This window comes from Methanonatronarchaeum thermophilum (genome assembly GCF_002153915.1).
GTDB lineage: Archaea > Halobacteriota > Methanonatronarchaeia > Methanonatronarchaeales > Methanonatronarchaeaceae > Methanonatronarchaeum > Methanonatronarchaeum thermophilum.
Window position 1 is genome coordinate 281,915 of sequence record NZ_MRZU01000004.1, and the last position, 20,586, is coordinate 302,500.

Here is a 20,586-nt window from a genome sequence, read left to right on the forward strand (position 1 = left end):
ATCGTTTTTCTGAGTGATATAAATGAGTTATGAAGAGATTTCTATGTTAGGTGAGAAACACCTAATCAATGTTTATAATAGATTGCCTTTATTGTTGGAGCGTGGTGAGGGAACACGTGTATGGGATTCTGAGGGCAATGAATATCTTGATTTCGTTGCAGGGATAGCTGTTAACTCTGTTGGCCATTGCCATCCAAATGTTGTCGAGGCAGTTAGGGAGCAAGCTGGTAAGTTGATTCATTGCTCCAACCTCTATCACATTGAGAGTCAGGCAAAACTTGCAGAGAAGATATCTGAACTATCGTTTGGAGATAAAGTTTTTTTCGGTAATAGTGGTACAGAAGCGAATGAAGCCGCTATAAAACTGGCTAGAAGGGCGACTGAAAATAATGAGATAATAGCTGCAGAAGGTTCTTTCCATGGCCGTTCACTTGGTTCTTTAAGCGCTACATGGAAAAATCGGTATAGAGGTCCGTTCAAACCATTGGTGCCAGGATTCTCTTTTGTGAAGTATGGAGATATTGAGGAACTGAAGAACCGGGTTTCTGGGGAAACAGCTGCGGTGATATTGGAGCCTATACAAGGAGAAGGAGGTGTGAATGTACCTCCAGAGGGATATATAGAAGCTGTGCGAGAGGTATGTGACGACACTGGAACGCTATTGATTTTCGATGAAGTACAGACCGGTATGGGTCGGACAGGTAGGTGGTTTGGATACCAACACTACGATGTTGAGCCCGACATAATTTCACTTGCCAAATCTCTAGGTGGTGGATTTCCAGTAGGGGCATTGGTTGCTAGAAAAGAGGTTGCAGAAGCCTTCACTCCCGGAGACCACGCCTCAACATTCGGTGGAAACCCAATCGCTTGTACATCAGCTCTAGCTACAATAAAAACCATAGAGCAGGAAGGGTTGGTTGAACGCTCCAGAGAGCTAGGCAGTTACATGAGAAACCAACTGAAAAAAATAGGAGAGGAAAACAGTTGGGTATATGAGGTTAGAGGTAAAGGATTGATGATAGGGTTTGAAACAGATGGTAAAGCCCAAGAAATAGTTGACAACGCCCTAGAACAAAACGTCTTATTAAATAAAGTCAGCGATGACGTAATACGTTTTGTACCTCCATTAACAGTTACAAAAAAAGAAATCGATAAGGTGGTATCTCTAATTGGTTGAAATGAACAAAATAGCCAGAGAGATAGATGAATACCAACGAGGTAAAACCAAAGACGAAATCGCAGAGAAATACAATTTAAATCCCACTGAAATCGTCTCACTCGCATCAAACGAAAACTCTTACGGCCCACCCCCTAAATCGATACAAGCCATAAAAGAAAATGCCGACAGAGTATACCGATACCCATCACCGAAAGATGCAGACCGAATACGAAACGAGATAGCATCTAAAACAAAACTTGATATCGATAACGTCGTTCTAGGCACCGGTTCGGATGGAATAATGGAAAGCCTAATGAAGATGTACATAGAGCCGGGAGACCAAGTCCTAATCCCAACACCCACATTCTCATATTACACATTACTAACAAAAATCTATAAAGCCGAACCAAAACACATAGAGAGAGATCAAAACTATAACATACCTGAAAATATAACTGAAAAAATCGATTCAAAGACAAAAATCATTTTCCTATGCAGTCCAAACAACCCAACAGGAAACACCATCGACAGAGAAAAACTAAAACAAATATTGGAAAAAGACATCCTCGTAGTTCTCGATGAAGCCTACGTAGAGTTCGCAGACCAAACACACGCACAACTAATAAAAAAACACGACAACCTGGTTGTACTAAGAACATTCTCAAAAGCATACGGACTAGCTGGATTGAGAATTGGATACGCATTAACAACCCCACAGATAACCAAGAAATACAAAGCAGTTTCACCACCATTCCCACTCGCAATACCATCAATAGAAGCAGCTATAGCAGCCTTAAACGACAAAAAACACCTAGAAAAAACAATACAAAAAACCCGTAGAGAAAGAAAAAGACTACAAAAAGAAATACCATTAAAAACATACCCCTCCCAAGGAAACTACATCTTCATCGATGCATCACCCCACAAAGCAACCAAACTGACAGAAAAACTAATGCAAAAAGGCATTATAGTCAGGGACTGCACACCAATCCCAGGATGTAAAGACACAAACATACGGATAACAGTAGGAAAACCCAGAGAAAACACCAAAACAATCCAAGCAATAAAAAAAATAACAAAAAAGTGAAAAAATGAAGATAGCAATAACCGGAACACCAGGAACCGGAAAAACAACAGCCACAAAAAAACTACCCAAAAAATACAGCGTAACACACCTCAACGAACTGGTCAAAAACAAACAACTCTACACAGAGAAAGACAAAAAAAGAGACAGCTACATAATAGACCTACAGAAAATAGAACAAACAATCCCAGAAAAAGGAGTTTTCGAAAGCCATTTCTCACACCAACTAGACGTAGACCGAATAATAATATTAAGATGCCACCCAACACAACTCCGAAAAAGACTTAAACAAAAAAACTTCAACGAACAAAAAATCAACGAAAACGTCATGGCCGAAACCGTCGACGTAATACTCCTAGAAGCAATGCAAACCCAGAAACCAATAAACGAAATCGATACAACAAACCTAAACCCAAAACAAGTCGCTGAAAAAATCCAAGAAACCATAGAAAAACAACCAGAAGAAAACACTGGAAAAATAGATTGGATCAACGAACTAAACGAAGAAAACGACATCCAACTATAAATATAAGAGGCTCTCTACAATGCTAAACAGACTAAGACCACTAGCCAGTCAAACAACCCAACCAATAACAAAAAAACTAGCACAAAAAAACATCACACCCGACCAACTCTCAATAACATCACTAATAGCAGCAATACTCTCCGCAATCGCATACATACTTGGAAACCTAATACTAGCCGGGACACTCGTACTAATAAACTCAATACTCGACCTACTAGACGGAGAACTAGCAAGAACACTAGGAACCACAAACCGAAAAGGCGATTTCGTCGACCACATAATAGACCGATACGCCGACATACTAATACTCACCGGAATCACACTATCACCCTACGCCCCAACAGAACTTGGAATAATCGCAATAACAACAGTACTAATGACAAGCTACCTAGGAACGCAAGCCCAAGCCGTAGGAGCCGGAAGAGTATACTCAGGCCTACTAGGAAGAGCAAACAGACTCGTACTAATAATACTAGCCACATACCTCACAGCAATATACCCCACCAACATAAATAGATACACAATACTAGGATGGCTATTAATCATATTCATAACACTAGGAATAATAACAATAATCCAGAGAGCAATCCAAATAAAAACCAATATAAAATAAAAATGAATAAAAAACAAACCAACAAGTTCTCCATAGGTGTTATAACAGCAGGTCTTGCCAACATCGGATACCAAACAATAAACAACACAGTTGGACAAGGAGAACCCTGGACATTACTCATCGGAACAATCGTTATAATACTCGGAACAACAACACTGATAAAACAAAAACTCTCCCCAGCACTAGCCGGATACATACTGATAATCCCAACCGCAACAGTCTCATTAATAGGATTACTACTACCACTAACACCACCACCATACCAATGGGTAATACCAGCATACTACCTAATGACATCAATCATGTTCATAGGAATAGGATACTCAACATATATCGGAATAAAAACAATACTCAAAATAACCTAAAAACAAACCTAAATATAAAGTTATAAAATACCTAACCTGCATACAGAATATTTTTTTTACAGTTGTTTTTTTATCAAACCAAAGATAATTATGTCTATATGGCTTGTTCCATTGAAGATAGGTATGGCCGTGAAATAACAAACTTGAGGTTTTCTCTAACACAGGCATGTAATTTAGACTGCATCTACTGTCATAACGAAGGTGAAAATGGAGATAGATGCAGCCAGATTACACAGCAACAGATTGTAGAAGCAGTTAAATTAGGAAATAAATATGGGATTGAAAAGGTGAAGCTTTCAGGAGGCGAACCCTTACTACGACCAGACCTAACAACAATAATAAAGAAAATCTCTCCCTACTTAAAAGACCTATCTTTAACAACAAACGCAATTCTACTACCCCAAAAGATAGATGAACTATATAAAGCCGGTTTAAACCGCGTGAACATAAGCCTAGATTCCTTAAACCCATCAACATACAGAGACCTCACCGGTGGAGGCAACCTAAAAAAAGCTTTAAAAGGAATCGATGCTGCAGAACAATCAGATTTGTATCCAGTTAAAATAAACACAGTATTACTGAACACCTTAAATACAAACGAAATCAAAGAGTTCATAAACTACGCCAAAAACAAAGACATCATATTACAGTTCATAGAGTATCACGACACAAACACACTTCAAGACCAAGAAAACTACAGCCAATATCACTACAACATAGATCCAATTGAAAAACAACTAAAAAACCAAGCAGACCAAATCGAAACACGCAGAATGCACCATAGAAAAAAATACTACATAGATAATGCTGAAATCGAAGTTGTCCGACCGATGCACAACACAGAGTTCTGTGAAAACTGCACCAGACTAAGAGTCACAAGCTGTGGAGAATTTAAACCATGCCTCATGCGAGAAGACAACCACATCCCATTCAAAAAAGACATGGAAAAAGCATTACTAAAAGCAATTAACCAAAGAGAACCCTACTTCTAAACCACAAAAAACACAAAAATAGGATTGATAACCTGATTTCAAGAAGGAATAGAATGGCCTTTAATACTATCCTTTAATACTACTTTTTGGAGCACCAGGAATCATAGCCACATATATAACAGCTAGATTAGTGTTGGAACTACCATTGACAATATTACCCCAATTGTAGGGTTTATATTAGTTTTTTTTATGTACCCTATTTTTTTACAATCATAGCTTCAGTTTACCAAAAAATAAGGCAACACCGATAGTCTGAGGAACACTCTATGGAACCTTAGCAGGAATATTCGGAACCGGAGGCGTAGTTAGAGGGCCTTCCTAAATGTCCACTACCTACCTAAGTCAATATACATAGCAACAACAGGAGATATCAGCATAGTACTCGATACTGCAAGGATAACAACATACATAATTAGTGGTGCTATTCTACCAACACCAATGCTAATCGGACTATTGATCTTACCAACATCATATTTAGGATTAAAAACCGCAGGAAAAAAAATAGTCAGAAAAACAAACAAAACAAAAATTTATAAAAACGATAGTAATATTCCTTCTAATAATCGATATAAAACTGATAGTTGCAACAACCCTGTAAACCAACCACAGTTTACATGTAAAAAATCAAAACAATTAAAGTTAATACCTCTTCCGACCGCCTCTTAATAGATCTGATTTAGGTTTCTGATCACCGTCATTCTTAAATAACAATCCATACAACAGACCTATTCCAAGGCCACCTAGATGTGCTAAACTGGCTATCGGGCCTTGACCAATCATAGCTACATTAAGCACTACAAAAATCACGGTTGCAACCCACAACTTCATTGGAATAACAACCAAGAAGATACGCATATTCGGCGCCAACATCGTTAAAGCCCCGAAAACACCAAAAATCGCTCCACTCGCACCAACCACATAACTATCCATAAATAAAACGTGAGCCAAGCCACCAACAATACCTGCTACTAAGTATACCTCGATCAAACGCCTACTACCAACACGTCTCTCTAACTCAGGTCCAAAGAAAAACAATACGATGGCATTGACAAATAGATGGAACTCATTACCATGAGCAAACATACTTGATAAAATCGACCAAGGTCTTTCAACAAAATCAGGGCCTAAAAAGAAAACTGAAACCTCCAACAAAGGATCTATACCTCTCAATACAATTTGAACTACATAAGCTATGAAAATCAAGCCAAGTAAAAGTAAAGCAACATTTCCCTTAAAATATGATAAAAATGGAAGATATTTATCAACCAAACTAGGTTCTGAACCCACACTACCGTTCTTTGGATCCATTATCTTCCCTTGACTCCTCAACTTAGCCTTATAATCAGATAAACCAGGACATGAATGGTTTTCAGGAAGCCTGTGTTCAGCACAAAACTCCTGCCCACAGAACTTACATGTATAAGGCATGTATTCAATCTCATCACATTCAGAACATCTAGTCGATATACTAACCAACCTCCAATAACCAATCAACCAACAAACACACCAAACCAACTCAACATATAAAAACCCAACTCAACACAACTCGTCTTTAATCTCTTAAATTTAAGGTATTGTCTTTCAGGAAAAATCCTTCTGGAATAAACTTGTATCTTTTGCTTCTTATAACGTGAAAACAAGTTTTAACTTGTTTTTTTAATATAAACCAATATTTTTTAGGTTTTATTCAATTAGAACTGTGGTATAGAGTATTTGGGTTGTTGTGTTTTTTGTTGGTTGGGGAAAAAGTGGGGGGAGTTAAAGCGCCGCCAACCGGACTCGAACCGGTGGCCACCACGTTAACAGCGTGGCGCTCTACCAACTGAGCTATGGCGGCATTTGAAGTAAGAAGTGATGTTTTTAGAGGTGTCCGTTTTGGACAGACCTTACTTATCGTTTCTAGATTAAAAACCTTATGGAGTTTTTTTGTTGGTTGGGGTTGGTTGAGTGTCCCGACCGGGATTTGAACCCGGGTTCACGGCTCCGCAGGCCATAAGGATAGTCCACTACCCCATCGGGACATGTCTCTGTATGTTTAGTACCGATATTGTTTTATGGTTTTCGGTGTGGTGTCTTGTGTGGTTGGTTTTGTTTTATTCTTTTTTGTTTTGTTTGTTTTTCTGGGTGATTTGTTTTATTGTGTCTTCTATTTCTTGTTCTGTTAGTTCTTCTGTTTCTTTGTCTCCGTGTGAGAGTATTGCGTTTAGTACTTCTTCTTCGATGTTTTCTGGTTTTTTCATTATTTTTATTCCGTCGTTCGATCGGCATATTTTGTTGATTTTGTTTTTTATTTCTTTTTTATCCATTTTCGTGTATCCTCCGAGCTATCTCTGTTCCGACTTCGTCTGTTCCTGCGTTTCCACCCATGTCGTAGGTGAGTGTTTTTCCGTTTTCTACGGTTTCTGATATTGCTTTTATTATTGTGTCTGCGGCTTTGTCTTCGTTTATGTGTCTTAGCATTAGTGCTCCGGACCAGATTGTTGCTATTGGGTTTACTTTGTTTTTACCTGCGTGTTTTGGAGCTGTTCCGTGTATTGGTTCGAACATGCTTGTTCCGTTTGGATTTATGTTTCCGCCTGGTGCTAGTCCGAGGCCTCCTTGTATCATTGCTCCTAAATCGGTTATTATGTCTCCGAACATGTTGGGTGTGACGACTACTTGGTACCATTCTGGGTTTTTAACGAACCACATTGTTGCTGCGTCGACGTAGTTGTATTCGTGTTCTATGTCTGGGTATTTGCTGCTTGTTTCTTCTAGTATTTCTCTCCAGAATCCATATATGTCGGATAGTACGTTTGCTTTGTCTACGCCTGTAACTCTTTCTCGGTTTGTTTTTTCTGCGTAATCGAATGCGTATTCGATTATTCTTTCAGCTCCTTCTTGGGTTATAACTCCGAGTTGGTATGCGATTTCTTCTGAATCGCTTTCGATGTCGAGGTCGAATTTGAGGTTGTAGAGTTCTCTTTCTATTTCAAGTGTTTTCTGTGATTTGCCTTTTTCAGCTCTGCCGCCAACACCTACGTAGAAGTCTTCGGTGTTCTCTCTTAATACTACGAAATCTATGTCTCCAGGGTTTTTTAATGGACAGTCTGCTCCTGGTAATAGTTTTATTGGTCTTAAATTTACGTATTGGTCGAAATAAAACCTTAGTTTTAGTAGTATTCCTTTTTCAAGCACTCCTGGTTCTACTCTAGGGTCTCCTAACCCACCTAGGTATATTGCGTCGTATTTGGAGAGTTCTTTAAGGGCGTGTTCAGGGATTGTTTCCCCTGTCTCTAAGTAGTGGTCTGCGCCGTATGGATATTCTTTCCATTTGATGTTGAAGTTGTGTACGTCTGCTGCGGCTTCAATTACTTTTTTTCCTTCATCTATTATTTCGGGGCCTATTCCGTCTCCAGGTAATACAGGTATTTCATGCATTTATAGCATCTCCTTCTCTACGTATTTTAACAATCCATTGTGCTGAACTATGTTTTCTATGAAGCTAGGGGCTTTTTCTATGTTGTATGACTCGTTTTTGGTTTTGTTCACGATTTTGTTGTCTTTTATCTCTATTTCGTCTCCATCTTCTATCTTGTCAGCTTCATCTGAGATAGCAACCATCAAACCTAGGTTTATGGAGTTTCTGAAGAAGATTCTAGCGAAGCTTTTAGCTATAACTGTGTCAACACCAGCTCCTTTTATAGCTAGTGGTGCGTGTTCACGACTGCTTCCACAACCAAAGTTCTCACCGGCAACGATTATGTCACCTTTTTCAACCTCACTTGCAAACTCGTTTCTTTCACTTTCAAATACATATTCTGCGAGTTCTTCCGGTGTGTTCATAGTTAAGTATCTACCCGGTATTATTGCGTCTGTACTTATATCGTCTCCAAACTTCCAAGCTCTACTCATTAAAAATCACCTCTTGGTTTAGCTATCTTTCCTTGTATACCGCTTTCAGCAGCAACTTCCGGTGAACTAAGATATACTTCAGCGTCAGGTGAACCCTCTCTTCCACGGAAATTACGGTTAGAAGTAGCTAACCCGACTTCACCACCGGCAAGCAAACCAAAACTACCACCCATACACGGGCCACAGCATGGTGCTTCAACAACAGCGCCGGCTTCAAACAATGTTTTTAAAAATCCTTTTTCTTCAGCTTTGTTGTATACATCTCTACTTGCAGGAACCACTATAACACGAACATCTTCAGAAAAACTACGTCCTTTAACTACCTTGGCTGCAGCCTCTAAATCTTCAAGACGTCCATTAGTACAAGAACCGATAAACACCTGATCGATTTTGGTGCCTTCAACCTCTGTTATATCGTGGACGTTGTCGACCTGGTGGGGAACAGCTATCTGCGGCTCCAAAGAGGAAACGTCTAATTCGATTTCCTGTACGTAATCTGCATCAGGATCGGAATATAGCCATTCCGGTGCTTCAACTCCGGTGTATTCTTCTGTTTTTTTGTCTGGTTGTATTATTGCTGTTTTTGCTCCCATTTCTATTGCCATGTTGGTTAGTGTTGCTCTTGATGGGATTGTTAGGTTTTTTGTTGTTGGTCCTGTGATTTCTAGGGCTTTGTAGAGTGCTCCGTCTGCTTCTATTTTTTTGCATAGTTTTAGGATTATGTCTTTTGCGCTTACGTTTTGTTTTGTTTGTCCTGTTAGGTTTATTTTGATTGTTTGTGGTACTTTGAACCATAGTTTTCCTGTTGCGAATGCTGCTGCCATGTCTGTTGATCCTACTCCTGTTGCGAACGCTCCTACTGCACCGTAGGTGCAGGTGTGGCTGTCGGCTCCTATAACCAACTGCCCTGGCTCCACATGGTTCTCCAACATTAGTTGGTGGCAAACACCTTCACCAACATCATACAACTTAATACCCTGCTCCCTAGCAAACTCCCTCAATTTTTTATGGTTTTCTGCGGCGTTTATTGAGTCTGCTGGTGCTTGATGGTCTAGTGGGATATATATTTTATTTGGGTCCCAGACTTTGTCTGCTATTTGTTGGAAACCTTCTACGGCTAGTGGTGCTGTTATGTCGTTTGCCATTGCTAGGTCTATATCTGCAAAGGCATAATCTCCAGCCTTTAGGTCTTTTCCACTGGATTTAGATAGTATTTTTTCTACAATTGTTTTTGGCATTTAGGTTACACCTATTGAATCGTTATTTTGTCATGCTGTTTCTTATGCTTCTTTGTATACATGACAGTTTTTTATGTCTTTTTTAAATGGCCTTAGCTCTGGTTATTTTTTATGGATGTTTTTAGAGAATTAGTGTTTCCAATGTAAACATTCTGATTTAGGTTTTAACCTAAATATAATTAATATACCCACATAGTTCCAGCCACAGCTGTGGGTACCTTTATTTTATTTTATCTATTTTATTTGTTTTATTGGGTTTGGGGTTTTGGTTTAGGCTGTTACTTTTTCTATGACGCTTTGTAGTTGTTGTTTTGGTAGGGCTCCGACTGTTCTGTTTACTAGTTCTCCGTCTTCGAAGAACAGTAGGGTTGGTATAGACATTATTCCGTATTTTCTTGCGACTCCGCCGTTTTCATCGACGTTTAGTTTTCCGAAGATGATTTCGTCTTGGTATTCTTCTGCGAGTTCTTCTATAACTGGCTCTAGTTTTTTGCATGGGTTGCACCATTCTGCCCAGGCGTCGATTATGACCATTTCGTTTTTGCTAACTACTTCTTCGAAGTTTTCGTCTGTAACTTCTATAGGTTTACCTTCGTTCATGTTTTCTTTCTCCAGTTTCTCTTTAAGTTTTTTTATTTTCTTTTTTCTAATCTTGTCAAGATCTTTATCTCGGTTCATATTCACTGTTAAATATCAACTTTACCAACACAAAAAAGGTTTCGCATCTAATGACATCTAATTATGGGGGTTGAAAAAAAATGTTGGATGTTTTTTTAGAGTTTGAGTGCTCTGAGTCTTTTTTTGATGTTTGGGTGTGTTGAGAACAGTTCCATTAGTTTTTCTCGTAGTGATAGGTCTTGTTCTGCGTATTCTGTTATCTGTCTTCTGTCTGCTAGATTTCCTGTGACGTCGGGGTCTGCTATCAATAATGGTTTCATTGAGAGTGCCATTGGGCTTGCGCCACCCATCATTCCTGACATACCTTGTGCTCTTGGATTTCTAGATCTAGATCTAGATCTCTGTGAGTCTTGTTTTTTGATGCTGTCGATTCCATTGCTTATTTTCATTAGGCCGCTTGCTAGTTTTTGATCGCCGTTTCTAACTACGTTTGCTGAATGACGGTCTGCATAGTATTCTCTGAGTCTGCTGAAGTACATTATGCATATCTGTAGTATTAGGTAGAAGACCATTGAGGCTACAGCGATGAGTATCATTGGTTTGCTGTCGTTTTGTGACCCGAAAAGTGATGAGTAAAATAACATCCTACCTAGAACTAGGAATAGTGCTGGTAGTATTGATAGAACCATCATGTATGTTGAGTCGTTGTGTTTTAGGTGTCCGATTTCGTGAGCTATTACGGCTTCAACTTCTTCCCATTCAAGTCTTTTTAGCAATCCAGTTGTTATAGCAACTTTGTCGCCACTACGGAAATTTCCGTAGGCGAATGCGTTAGGTAGGTCCATGTCAGCGATCATGACGTGTGGTTTATCTATCCCTGACTGCCTAGCTATTCTTTCAACCGATTCATGGTACTGTCTGTATTGCTGTGGATCTGCTTCTTCAACCTTGTATGCTTTCTCCACTATTGTTGGAGCAAAAAGCCATTGTAGTAGGAAGAACGGAACCACTAGTAATACTGATAGTAGTATTGGTGCGTCAGCGAACATTAATACGATTGCTAATGCCAGTGTTGTGGCTCCAATAATAGCTCCTAAAGAAGCCATCATCGATGCTTTTAGCTTTAAGTTTGAAAACATCGAATCCTATTGTTCCTATAAATAATTATCTCTTTCGCATTATCGATAAAAAAATAGAGGAATTGGAGGGGAGTAAGTAGCATGCGATTCAATTCACTACGTTTATATTTATTTTGTTGTGTTATAGGCCGAGTTTCGGTATTTTTTTATTTATGATGTTTCTATGTCGTTTGGATGCTCAAAATCCTATAAAACAAACCAATAACAGAAACCCAAATAACCAAAAAAATCAACAATACCCATCCGCCTACAAGAACTGCAGAAAATAAACCTAATCAAAACCTAAAAACACCAACTCGGCCAAATACAAATACAAAACAACACAATCACAGTAAAAGAATGCTTCGACTCCCAGCGATATGCCAAATGTAGGCAGACCACTATGCTCCCTAGACGAAGGAATCATAGAAGGAATAATCAACACAAAAACCCAACAAAACATAAAAATAAAAGAAACAGAATGCCACGGCCTAGGACACAAACACTGCAAATTCAAAATAAAACAACAAAAAAACAACAACTAAAATAACAACAAACAACAATTCAAACTAAACATGCCGGAAATAAACGAAAACGGAGTACAAATCCAAAACCAAAACAAAATCAAAGACCTACAAGAAAGCTATTACGGAAAAATAACAAACAACACCCTACTACTCAACCACATAGAAGCAGCATACCTAACAGAAAAAAACAAACTAAAACTAAACAAAGAAAAACTAATCGAAACAGCCAGCAAACACACACCAAGATTCGAACTAAAATTCATAGTATACAGAGACCTCAGAGAAAGAGGCCTATTCATGAAACAAGGCGGAGAATCCGCAGACCTATTCCTATACGACAGGGGGAAAAAACCAGACAAACACCAATTCAAATACCTAGTACACATCTACTCAGAGAAAGACAAAATAAACATAAACTGGATACTCAAAAGAACCAAAAAATCAGAAAACCTAAGAAAAAAAACACTACTCGCCCTAGTAGACGGAGAAGGCGACATAACATACTACCAAACCAAAAAAACCAACCCAAAAGGAACAGCCAAACAAATAAAAAACACACAAGCAAGAGGAACACTACTCGAAGAAAGAACACTACTATGGAAAAACGGAGAAAAACTATACAACAAATACTTCTACGGAAAACCATTCTCAGGAAACATATACCAACTATCACTAACAGAAACCCAATACCTAAAAGACAAAAAACACCTCAAACTCAAAACAAACAACAAAAAAATCAAACAAAAAACAGCCGACCCCAAAAGATTCACCAAAAAATACCAAGTATACAAAGACCTTAGGGAAAGAGGCCTAATACCAAAAACAGGATTCAAATTCGGAACAGACTACCGAGTATACAAAAAATATAAAAACCCAAACAACCTAAGCCACGCCGAATACCTAGTACACACAACAGACAAAAAAACAGAACTACACCCACCAGAACTATCAGGAACAGTAAGACTAACACAAAACGTAAGAAAAAAAATACTATTCGCAGTAGTCGACCGAAAAATCAACTACATAGAAATAGAAAGAATCAAACTCTAAAAACAAAAAAAAGGAGGAAACAAAACTGCAAATCGACCCATGGACCTCAGACAAAATAGAAGACTACGGAAAACTAAAAAAAGAATTCGGAATCCAAGACCTAGACAAAACAAAAATTAAAAACCCACACCCCCTAATGGAAAGAGAAATAGTCTTCGGACACAGAGACTTCAACCTAATACTAAACGCAATCAAAAACAACCAACCATATGCAGCCATGAGCGGGTTCGTACCAACAGGACAACCACACCTAGGCCACAAAATGGTGATGGACCAACTAATCTGGCACCAACAACAAGGAGCCCAAATATACGCAGCTATAGCAGACATGGAAGCCCTAGCAGCACGAAACCTACCACTAAAACAAAGCAAAAAATCAGGCAAAAACTACCTACTAAGCCTAATAGCACTCGGCCTCAACCCCGAAAACACACAACTATACTACCAATCACAACAACAACAAGTCAGAAACCTCGCATTCGAAGCATCAAACAAAATGAACTACGGCGAACTAAAATCCATATACGGATTCAACAACCAAACAACACTAGCCCACATGTACGCAGCACCAATACAATCAGCAGACATACTATACCCACAAACACCAAGCCAAGGCGGTCCAAAACCAGTAATAGTCCCAGCAGGAACCGACCAAGACCCCCACCTCCGGCTAGTAAGAGACATATCCAAAAGAATGCGACTATTCAGCATAGAAAAAACAAACAACCACTACAAAATAAGATCAAGACACGCAACACAAAAACAAATCAACCAACTAAAACAAAAACTCCAAAAACACGGAAAAACAAAAACCTACACAGAACACATCGAAATAAAAACAAACAACCCAAAAATACCAGAAATAGTCAGACAACACGAAATACAAAACAAAGGATACGGATTCTACCCACCCAGCTCAACATACCACAGATTCATGACAGGACTAAAAGGAGGCAAAATGAGCAGCAGCGTAAAAGACAGCTACATAGCCCTAACAGACAAACCACAAAAAGCCGCAGACAAAATAATGAAAGCAAAAACAGGAGGCCAAGAAAACCTCAAACAACAAAAAAAAGAAGGCGGAGAACCAGAAAACTGCGCAATATACGAACTACTATACTTCCACCTAATACAAAACAACAAACACATCAAAGAAATATACAACAACTGCAAACAAGGACAAAGACTATGCGGCCAATGCAAAAAAGAAACCGCCGAACACATGAAACAATTCCTAAAAACACACCAAGAAAAAAGAAAACAAGCCAAAAAAACACTCAAAAAACACCTAAACTAAAAAACCCACCTCCAACTTTTTTTATCTAAGTGATCGAGAAGACACCATCCTAAATCTTTGATTTAGGTGGCTGATGAATCGGTCTGTAAGGAAAAAACTAGATAACTATGAAAGGATATGATAAACAATGAAAAAGACGCTACCTCAGAACCTCAGAAAACTGGACAAAAAGGAATACGAGATACTGCGTAGTCTCTGCCATCTATCCAAGAATATGTACAACGAAACACTTTACGAAATGAGACAGTAATTCTTCGATAACAGAGAATACCTAAACTACTACAACACATGGGAAAGACTCAAAAACAAAAGTTGAAACTACGAAATACTCCCTTCACAGGCCGCCCAACAAACAATGAAACAGGTAGACAAAGCCTTCCAATCCTACTTCAAGTTGGTGGAGAAAGCTAGAGAAGGTAAATACGACTCTAACAAAGTATCACCACCAAACTACCTCGATAAGGAAGGATTCTACTTACTCGACTTCCCCAACCAAATGTTCCAAATCAAAGATAACTATCTCAGGATTGGCGTACCCAAGAAGTTTAGAGAAGAGTTTGGGTACGAACAGAAAGAAATCCAAACACTATTCACATACAAAGAAGTGAGAAATAAAAATATAAAAAGACTACAGATCCTACCAAAAGCCAACGCAAAATACTTCAAATACAGACTAGTATACAAAGAAGAAAAAAACCCTATCGAAACAAAAGAAGATACATTCCTATCCATAGACCTCGGTGTGAATAACCTCGCCACCTTTGCCGACCACTCTGGACGCTCAGCCATAATAGACGGGCGTAAACTCAAATCAATAAACAGATGGTACAACAAGGAGATAGCAAGGTTGAGAAATATCAAGGACAAACAAGATATAGAATGCGATACTAAACAGATAAAAAAACTATTCAAGAATAGACGGAACAAAATACACGACTACCTAAACAAAACCGTACACAAAATAATTGAACACTGCAAAGATAACAGGATAGGAACTGTACTGGTCGGTAATGGTAAAGACTGGAAACAAAAGGTAAATATCGGTGATAAAAAAACCAAAACTTTGTCCAGATACCGTTCGACACATTCAAGCAGAAGTTGAAACACAAGTGCGAATACTACGAGATAGACTTTAAACTGGTGAACGAATCACACACAACCAAATGTTCTTTTTTAGACGGAGAACCTGTAGAACATCACGAAGAGTACATAGGTACGAGAATAGAAAGAGGTCTCTTTAAAGCAGGTGACGGCACTCTCATAAACGCTGATGTGAACGGTGCACATAACATAGCCAGACGGGGCATCGGAAAGTACAATGAGACCTCTTCTGATGTCAGGGGTGTTGTGACAACGCCCGAAACCACTACTGTTGACCCGACCTCTGCAACGCAAGTCGGTGAAGTAGGTGGTAACCATTAAACGGTCGGAAACCCCGTCCTCTAAGGTCGGGGAGGATGTCACTCGAGAGTATACTTATCTATTTTAACAACAGCCCTCCTATATCCAAAAATAGGTATTATAACTGCTAAAACCAACACCAATATCGATCCCCACAACAACAAGCTTGTTCCAAGCTCCAATCCAAACGGCAATACCCACCCTGAAAATGCAGAGACAATCTCTCTAGCTTCATCACTGTAGACGAAAACACTTGCTGAAATACATAACGCTAGGTAGAAGGTGAATCCTATATAAGCCATCTTGCTGGGGAGAACAACGCTCATAGATTTAGTTATTTTTATAGAGTCGAATCGAGGGAATACTGTTCCAAGCCAAACTGACATAAAACTACCTAGAACCATCAATAAGATAGTTGAACCCAACAACAGGCCCAGTTCAGCAAGTTCAACACCAACCCAATAACCGGTTAAAAGCACCAAGACTACTCCAACTGGAACACCTATGAACAGGGTTGGCAATAAATGTGCCCAAACCAACTCCTTTCCTCTGACACCAGTCAATAACAATGTAGGTAGAAAACTACCCTGATCTCCCAGTATATTCAAGCTGAAAAGACTGCCAGCAGCCCAAACAACCACAAACAATACAAGAAACGGCAGGTAGCCTGGCATTTCAACAAACATTGGACCTACAATCAATATAGGTAAAGCAGCGTAAATCGATTTGATAGGCTTCCTGACTGTCTGCCGAACCACATTAGCCATTAAACTTTCAACCTTACCGCCCAACAAACCACTTAGAACTCCAGGCTCAAGATAACTATTCAGATCCTGAACAACCTCCCCCCCACTTTTTTCATCAACCAGAACCGGATCTGAAAACCAGTTCTTACCACCAACAAAACGCGTGGCAAAAACAGACAGTGGTAACAATAAAAATGAAAACAACAAAACTAAAAATCCATTCAAAACCGAGGTACCCACATCCTCAACACCAATCAGTAATAGGTCTGCATACCAAGCCATAGGTGTCGATTGAACGGGTTCATACATTGAAACTGCAATGTTCTCCAGTAAACCAAAAACAACCAGAAGGATATACAGGAAGAACACCCCGATAATCAAAGGGACCTTATACTTAACTATAAACCTGAATCTAGTGAGAACGTAACGTAGGGCTATGCCTAATGGATATCCAACAGCAATGGAGCTTATGGCAAAAAGAACCACAACCAAAGGTACAAGTAAAACCTGGACAACGCCACCTCCGCCCAAAGCGAATCCAACTCCAACTCCAACAGCGGGAATGAGAATCCACATTAAAATATATACAATCTCTGAGAACAGTATCCCCCAACAAACACCATACAACGGAGTTACATGAAGCAGGTTATCAACCACAGTCGGAGTTCCACGCTCACCCAATGCCCTAAAAACCATAATAAAGACTATAAAAACCCAGAAGACTGCTATAATCCCACCCAACATACTTGTTATCGGTAGGCCGGCCAGCTCGCCACCACCTAACAAACCTGCAGCTTGATATCCAGCGTAACCACCGGCCACAGCACCAGCCAAAACTATGATTAAATAAACCGCTATAGTGGCGACTTCTTCCATACCCCAATACGTTTTGACTGTTCGCCGTACATCGAGTTCTCCGATGGTTAATCCATGTTTAACTTCAAAGAAATCCATGTGTTATCTACCTTTACTTTCTTCTTTATGGTCGGCAGTAACGGAGAGAAATACCTCTTCCAGACTCCTGGACTCTCCACTCTCAACCTTCTTTTTGAGGTCTTCTGGAGCGCCCTCAGTAACCAGATCACCGTTCTTTAAAACACCAACTTTATCTGACAACTCATCAACAACGGACAGAATGTGGGTGGAGAGAAAAACAGTGGTTTCACTGGAACCAGAAAGCTCCGAGATAAGATCTTTTACAGTTCTAGCTGATTTTGGGTCAAGACCACTGGTCGGTTCATCCAGAAAAACAACTTCTGGTTTATGGATAACGGCCTGTATAATACCTATTTTCTGACGCATACCTTTGGAATATCCCTCAATCTTACGTCCTGCAGCATCAACCATATCCAACTTCCTAAGATAATACTCAATTCTTTCACCTGCAACATCGCTCGACAAACCATATAACTTAGAAACATAACTAAGCTGCTCCAACCCACTAAGCTCCTCAAACAAAGGCGGTTGTTCAGGCAGATAACCAATCTTACCTATAACCCGCTCCCTATCCTGAATATCAACACCCATGATCTCTGCCGAGCCAGATGTAGGTTTAGTGAGAGTCGTAAGCATCCTCATCGTAGTTGTCTTACCAGACCCATTAGGCCCCAAAAAACCATACACACTCCCCATAGAGATCTCCAAATCCAAATCCCTAACCGCCCACAAATCACCAAACCTTTTCGACAAACCAACAGTTCTAACAGCAAAATCACAACTCATAACAACCACAAATAAAATACAGTATAACTATTCAACCGTAATATTACTACAATTAAACTACATATACTCAGTTCAACATATATAATGCTATCGTTAATAAAGGATAATAGAGCACTTAGATTTATATATAACTTGATTAGATAGTTGATAAGGAGATTATAATGAAGAAAATACCACTTCAAGCAATATTCGCTTTAATACTTGTGTTTTTAGGTCTATTACTACTTCTACGGACAACAGGAATCTATGACACAACCAGCTTAATCAAATACACACCAACCCTATTCGTTCTATTTGGAGCATACATACTGATAAAAAGTAAATTCCAAAACCTCTCCGGACCGATCCTAATAATCTTAATATTCGGACTACTACAACTCTACCTAATAGACCTACTAACCACAGCAATGATAAGAGATTGGTGGCCCCTAATAATCATAGCAATAGGCCTCTCAATACTGCTAAACTGGTTCAAATCAAAAACAATTAAAAAAGAACAAACAGACTACATCGACCTCTTCGCAATGTTCGGAGGAATAGAAACAAGAATAACATCAAAAGAATTCGTAGGAGGAAGTTCAACAGCAATATTCGGAGACATACAACTCGACCTAAGAGACTCAAAACCAAAACACAAACAAACAACCATCAACAGCATAGTACTATTCGGAGACACCGAAATCAAAGTACCAAACGAATGGCAACTAAAAATAAACATAACACCAATACTCGGAGACGTACACGACAAAAGAACAAGAAAACAAAAACCCACAGAAAACAAACCCAAAACCCTCGAAATAAAAGGAATAGTATCCTTCGGCGACATAAAAATAACAGACTAAACCAACACAAACCAAACCCAAACCAAAAACAACCTCCCACCCTACCCACTCAAATAAAACAATAAAACCAATAAAAATCAATCGAATCAATAAAAAACTTAATGCCAACTTAATAGGTAAACTAAACTTAATACCACCTAAATCAGATATATAATATTGAAAGGCATAGTTTATGAAAAAAATAACATTTCAAGCAGTATTAGCCGTAATACTCATAGCTATAGGTGTAATACTATTATTAGAAACCACAGGAATCTATGACACAACCCACCTAATCAAATACACACCAACCCTGTTCGTACTTTTCGGCATCTACGCAATAATAAAAAGCAAACTAACAAACATCTTAGGCCCACTAATAATCATACTCTTTTTCGGAATACTACAGCTACTTATACTCAATTTAATCACAACCACAGTAATCCGTGAATGGTGGCCCCTAATAATCGTAGCAATCGGTTTATTAATACTAATAAACTGGCTTCAAGTATCTAAGATAAAAGGAAAAGAAACCGATACAATCGACCTTTTCACGATGCTCGGTGGACATGAAACACTCAATACATCAAACAACTTCAAAGGGGGAAACATAACCGCAATACTCGGTTCAGTCAACATAGACCTCCGGGACGCAGAAATAAAAAACCCACCCGCAACAATAAACTGCATAGTAATCCTTGGAGGCGCAGAAATAAAAATACCAGAAGGATGGGAAGTCAAAAACAACATCACACCAATACTCGGAGCAGTAGAAGACACAAGACTAAGAACAGAAAAACAAACAGAAAACAAAAAACAAGAAATAACAATAAACGGAATAGTCCTACTAGGAGGACTAGACATAAAAGACTAAACAAACCAAAAAAACCATTATATACACCTAAAAATCGATAGAAACCCCAATAAAATAAAAAAACTTAATAAACCAGCTTATAAAAAATAATTTATAAAGAACAAAACACCTTCTATCCACACCAACCAACATTGAGGTGCAGCTACTTGTGTTCTAAAAACCAAATTAAAGCCCTATTAATAGATGATGACCCTAATTTTCTCGAACTCACAAAACAATACATCGACCAGAAAAACACTAAAATAGATATAGACACAACCCACAACCCAATAAAAATCCTCGACCAAAACCTAAAAAAATACGATTGTTTTGTCTGTGACTACAAAATGACACCAATCAACGGCATAGAACTATTCGAGAAAATAAAACACCACAAAAAACCTTTTATTCTAATTACAGGTGAAGGGTGTGAAGAAGTAGCAATGGAAGCACTCAACACAGGAATCAATAGATACCTCCCGAAAACCAACAAACCCAACGAATTCTATTCCGCATTAACAAAATCAATCAAAAACGAAGTAGAAAAACACAAAACTGAACA

Annotated in this window: 22 protein-coding genes, 2 tRNA genes and 1 pseudogene (1 of these 25 running past the window's edge); 14 read left to right on the forward strand and 11 right to left on the reverse strand. The window is 38.9% G+C overall.

The window, feature by feature from the left end; translation table 11 throughout:
* The first annotated feature begins 22 nt into the window (after positions 1–22).
* The 6 genes from AMET1_RS06345 (at position 23) to moaA (ending at position 4,739) form a co-directional block, all read left to right on the forward strand.
* Positions 23–1,177, forward strand: coding sequence for an acetylornithine transaminase (locus AMET1_RS06345; RefSeq protein WP_086637647.1), 1,155 nt, complete (start codon positions 23–25; stop codon positions 1,175–1,177).
* 1 nt (position 1,178) lies between these two features.
* Positions 1,179–2,246, forward strand: coding sequence for a histidinol-phosphate transaminase (hisC, locus tag AMET1_RS06350; protein ID WP_236629474.1), 1,068 nt, complete (start codon positions 1,179–1,181; stop codon positions 2,244–2,246).
* 4 nt (positions 2,247–2,250) lie between these two features.
* A complete protein-coding gene (locus AMET1_RS06355) occupies positions 2,251–2,769 on the forward strand; it encodes an adenylate kinase family protein (RefSeq protein WP_086637649.1) in 519 nt (172 codons plus the stop codon).
* A gap of 19 nt (positions 2,770–2,788) precedes the next feature.
* Positions 2,789–3,382, forward strand: a complete 594-nt coding sequence (locus tag AMET1_RS06360; protein WP_086637650.1) for a CDP-alcohol phosphatidyltransferase family protein — start codon at positions 2,789–2,791, stop codon at positions 3,380–3,382.
* Positions 3,383–3,384: 2 nt separating this feature from the next.
* Entirely contained in the window at positions 3,385–3,747 is a 363-nt protein-coding gene (locus tag AMET1_RS06365; RefSeq protein WP_086637651.1) for a hypothetical protein, read from the forward strand.
* A 98-nt stretch (positions 3,748–3,845) separates the two neighbouring features.
* Entirely contained in the window at positions 3,846–4,739 is an 894-nt protein-coding gene (gene moaA / locus AMET1_RS06370; RefSeq protein ID WP_086637652.1) for a GTP 3',8-cyclase MoaA, read from the forward strand.
* A gap of 639 nt (positions 4,740–5,378) precedes the next feature.
* On the opposite strand, the gene AMET1_RS06380 is transcribed toward moaA, so the two are convergent.
* The 9 genes from AMET1_RS06380 to AMET1_RS06415 all read right to left on the reverse strand — a co-directional run bounded on the left by AMET1_RS06380 (position 5,379) and on the right by AMET1_RS06415 (position 11,628).
* Complete coding sequence (locus AMET1_RS06380) at positions 5,379–6,215, reverse strand: rhomboid family intramembrane serine protease (RefSeq protein WP_143406877.1); 837 nt, start codon at positions 6,213–6,215, stop codon at positions 5,379–5,381.
* A gap of 288 nt (positions 6,216–6,503) precedes the next feature.
* Positions 6,504–6,576 (reverse strand) — tRNA-Asn (locus AMET1_RS06385).
* Between the two features lie 111 nt (positions 6,577–6,687).
* A tRNA-Arg gene (locus tag AMET1_RS06390) sits at positions 6,688–6,760 on the reverse strand.
* A 72-nt stretch (positions 6,761–6,832) separates the two neighbouring features.
* On the reverse strand, positions 6,833–7,045 hold the full coding sequence (locus AMET1_RS06395) for a hypothetical protein (protein WP_086637655.1): 213 nt from the start codon (positions 7,043–7,045) through the stop codon (positions 6,833–6,835).
* Entirely contained in the window at positions 7,038–8,159 is a 1,122-nt protein-coding gene (locus tag AMET1_RS06400; protein ID WP_201721302.1) for an isocitrate/isopropylmalate dehydrogenase family protein, read from the reverse strand. The genes AMET1_RS06395 and AMET1_RS06400 overlap by 8 nt, the downstream gene beginning before the upstream one ends.
* Positions 8,160–8,633 (reverse strand): 3-isopropylmalate dehydratase small subunit, encoded by a 474-nt coding sequence (locus AMET1_RS08005; RefSeq protein WP_201721303.1) that lies wholly within the window; start codon positions 8,631–8,633, stop codon positions 8,160–8,162.
* Positions 8,633–9,871, reverse strand: a complete 1,239-nt coding sequence (locus AMET1_RS06405) for a 3-isopropylmalate dehydratase large subunit (RefSeq protein WP_086637656.1) — start codon at positions 9,869–9,871, stop codon at positions 8,633–8,635. The genes AMET1_RS08005 and AMET1_RS06405 overlap by 1 nt, the downstream gene beginning before the upstream one ends.
* Before the next feature lie 270 nt (positions 9,872–10,141).
* The gene (gene trxA / locus AMET1_RS06410; protein WP_086637657.1) at positions 10,142–10,549 is read right to left on the reverse strand and encodes a thioredoxin; all 408 of its coding nucleotides are present in this window, start codon (positions 10,547–10,549) and stop codon (positions 10,142–10,144) included.
* 95 nt (positions 10,550–10,644) lie between these two features.
* On the reverse strand, positions 10,645–11,628 hold the full coding sequence (locus AMET1_RS06415; RefSeq protein WP_086637658.1) for a zinc metalloprotease HtpX: 984 nt from the start codon (positions 11,626–11,628) through the stop codon (positions 10,645–10,647).
* A 356-nt stretch (positions 11,629–11,984) separates the two neighbouring features.
* On the opposite strand from AMET1_RS06415, the pseudogene AMET1_RS06420 reads away from it, so the two are divergent.
* The 5 genes and pseudogenes from AMET1_RS06420 to AMET1_RS06440 form a co-directional block, all read left to right on the forward strand.
* Positions 11,985–12,152: pseudogene (locus tag AMET1_RS06420) on the forward strand (V4R domain-containing protein); the annotation flags it as partial.
* A gap of 30 nt (positions 12,153–12,182) precedes the next feature.
* Positions 12,183–13,184: a tRNA-intron lyase gene (gene endA, locus AMET1_RS06425; protein WP_086637660.1), complete on the forward strand. Its 1,002-nt coding sequence runs from the start codon at positions 12,183–12,185 to the stop codon at positions 13,182–13,184.
* A 31-nt stretch (positions 13,185–13,215) separates the two neighbouring features.
* Positions 13,216–14,481, forward strand: coding sequence for a tryptophan--tRNA ligase (locus tag AMET1_RS06430; protein ID WP_269088004.1), 1,266 nt, complete (start codon positions 13,216–13,218; stop codon positions 14,479–14,481).
* 355 nt (positions 14,482–14,836) lie between these two features.
* A complete protein-coding gene (locus AMET1_RS06435; protein ID WP_086637662.1) occupies positions 14,837–15,583 on the forward strand; it encodes a transposase in 747 nt (248 codons plus the stop codon).
* Positions 15,580–15,903 (forward strand): zinc ribbon domain-containing protein, encoded by a 324-nt coding sequence (locus tag AMET1_RS06440; protein ID WP_086637663.1) that lies wholly within the window; start codon positions 15,580–15,582, stop codon positions 15,901–15,903. The genes AMET1_RS06435 and AMET1_RS06440 overlap by 4 nt, the downstream gene beginning before the upstream one ends.
* A 38-nt stretch (positions 15,904–15,941) precedes the next feature.
* Here AMET1_RS06440 and AMET1_RS06445 read toward each other — a convergent pair whose 3' ends face one another.
* Together AMET1_RS06445 and AMET1_RS06450 are read right to left on the reverse strand one after the other, a co-directional pair.
* Positions 15,942–17,582, reverse strand: coding sequence for a hypothetical protein (locus tag AMET1_RS06445; RefSeq protein WP_086637664.1), 1,641 nt, complete (start codon positions 17,580–17,582; stop codon positions 15,942–15,944).
* 3 nt (positions 17,583–17,585) lie between these two features.
* The gene (locus tag AMET1_RS06450) at positions 17,586–18,350 is read right to left on the reverse strand and encodes an ABC transporter ATP-binding protein (protein ID WP_086637665.1); all 765 of its coding nucleotides are present in this window, start codon (positions 18,348–18,350) and stop codon (positions 17,586–17,588) included.
* A 161-nt stretch (positions 18,351–18,511) separates the two neighbouring features.
* On the opposite strand from AMET1_RS06450, the gene AMET1_RS06455 reads away from it, so the two are divergent.
* The 3 genes from AMET1_RS06455 to AMET1_RS06465 all read left to right on the forward strand — a co-directional run.
* A complete protein-coding gene (locus tag AMET1_RS06455; protein ID WP_086637666.1) occupies positions 18,512–19,192 on the forward strand; it encodes a LiaF transmembrane domain-containing protein in 681 nt (226 codons plus the stop codon).
* A gap of 172 nt (positions 19,193–19,364) precedes the next feature.
* The gene (locus AMET1_RS06460; RefSeq protein ID WP_086637667.1) at positions 19,365–20,045 is read left to right on the forward strand and encodes a LiaF transmembrane domain-containing protein; all 681 of its coding nucleotides are present in this window, start codon (positions 19,365–19,367) and stop codon (positions 20,043–20,045) included.
* 146 nt (positions 20,046–20,191) lie between these two features.
* A protein-coding gene (locus AMET1_RS06465) for a PAS domain S-box protein (protein ID WP_143406879.1) crosses the window boundary here: on the forward strand, positions 20,192–20,586 show its start. Its footprint extends 1,714 nt past the window's final position; only the first 395 of its 2,109 coding nucleotides appear in the window; the start codon lies at positions 20,192–20,194; its stop codon lies beyond the right edge, outside the window.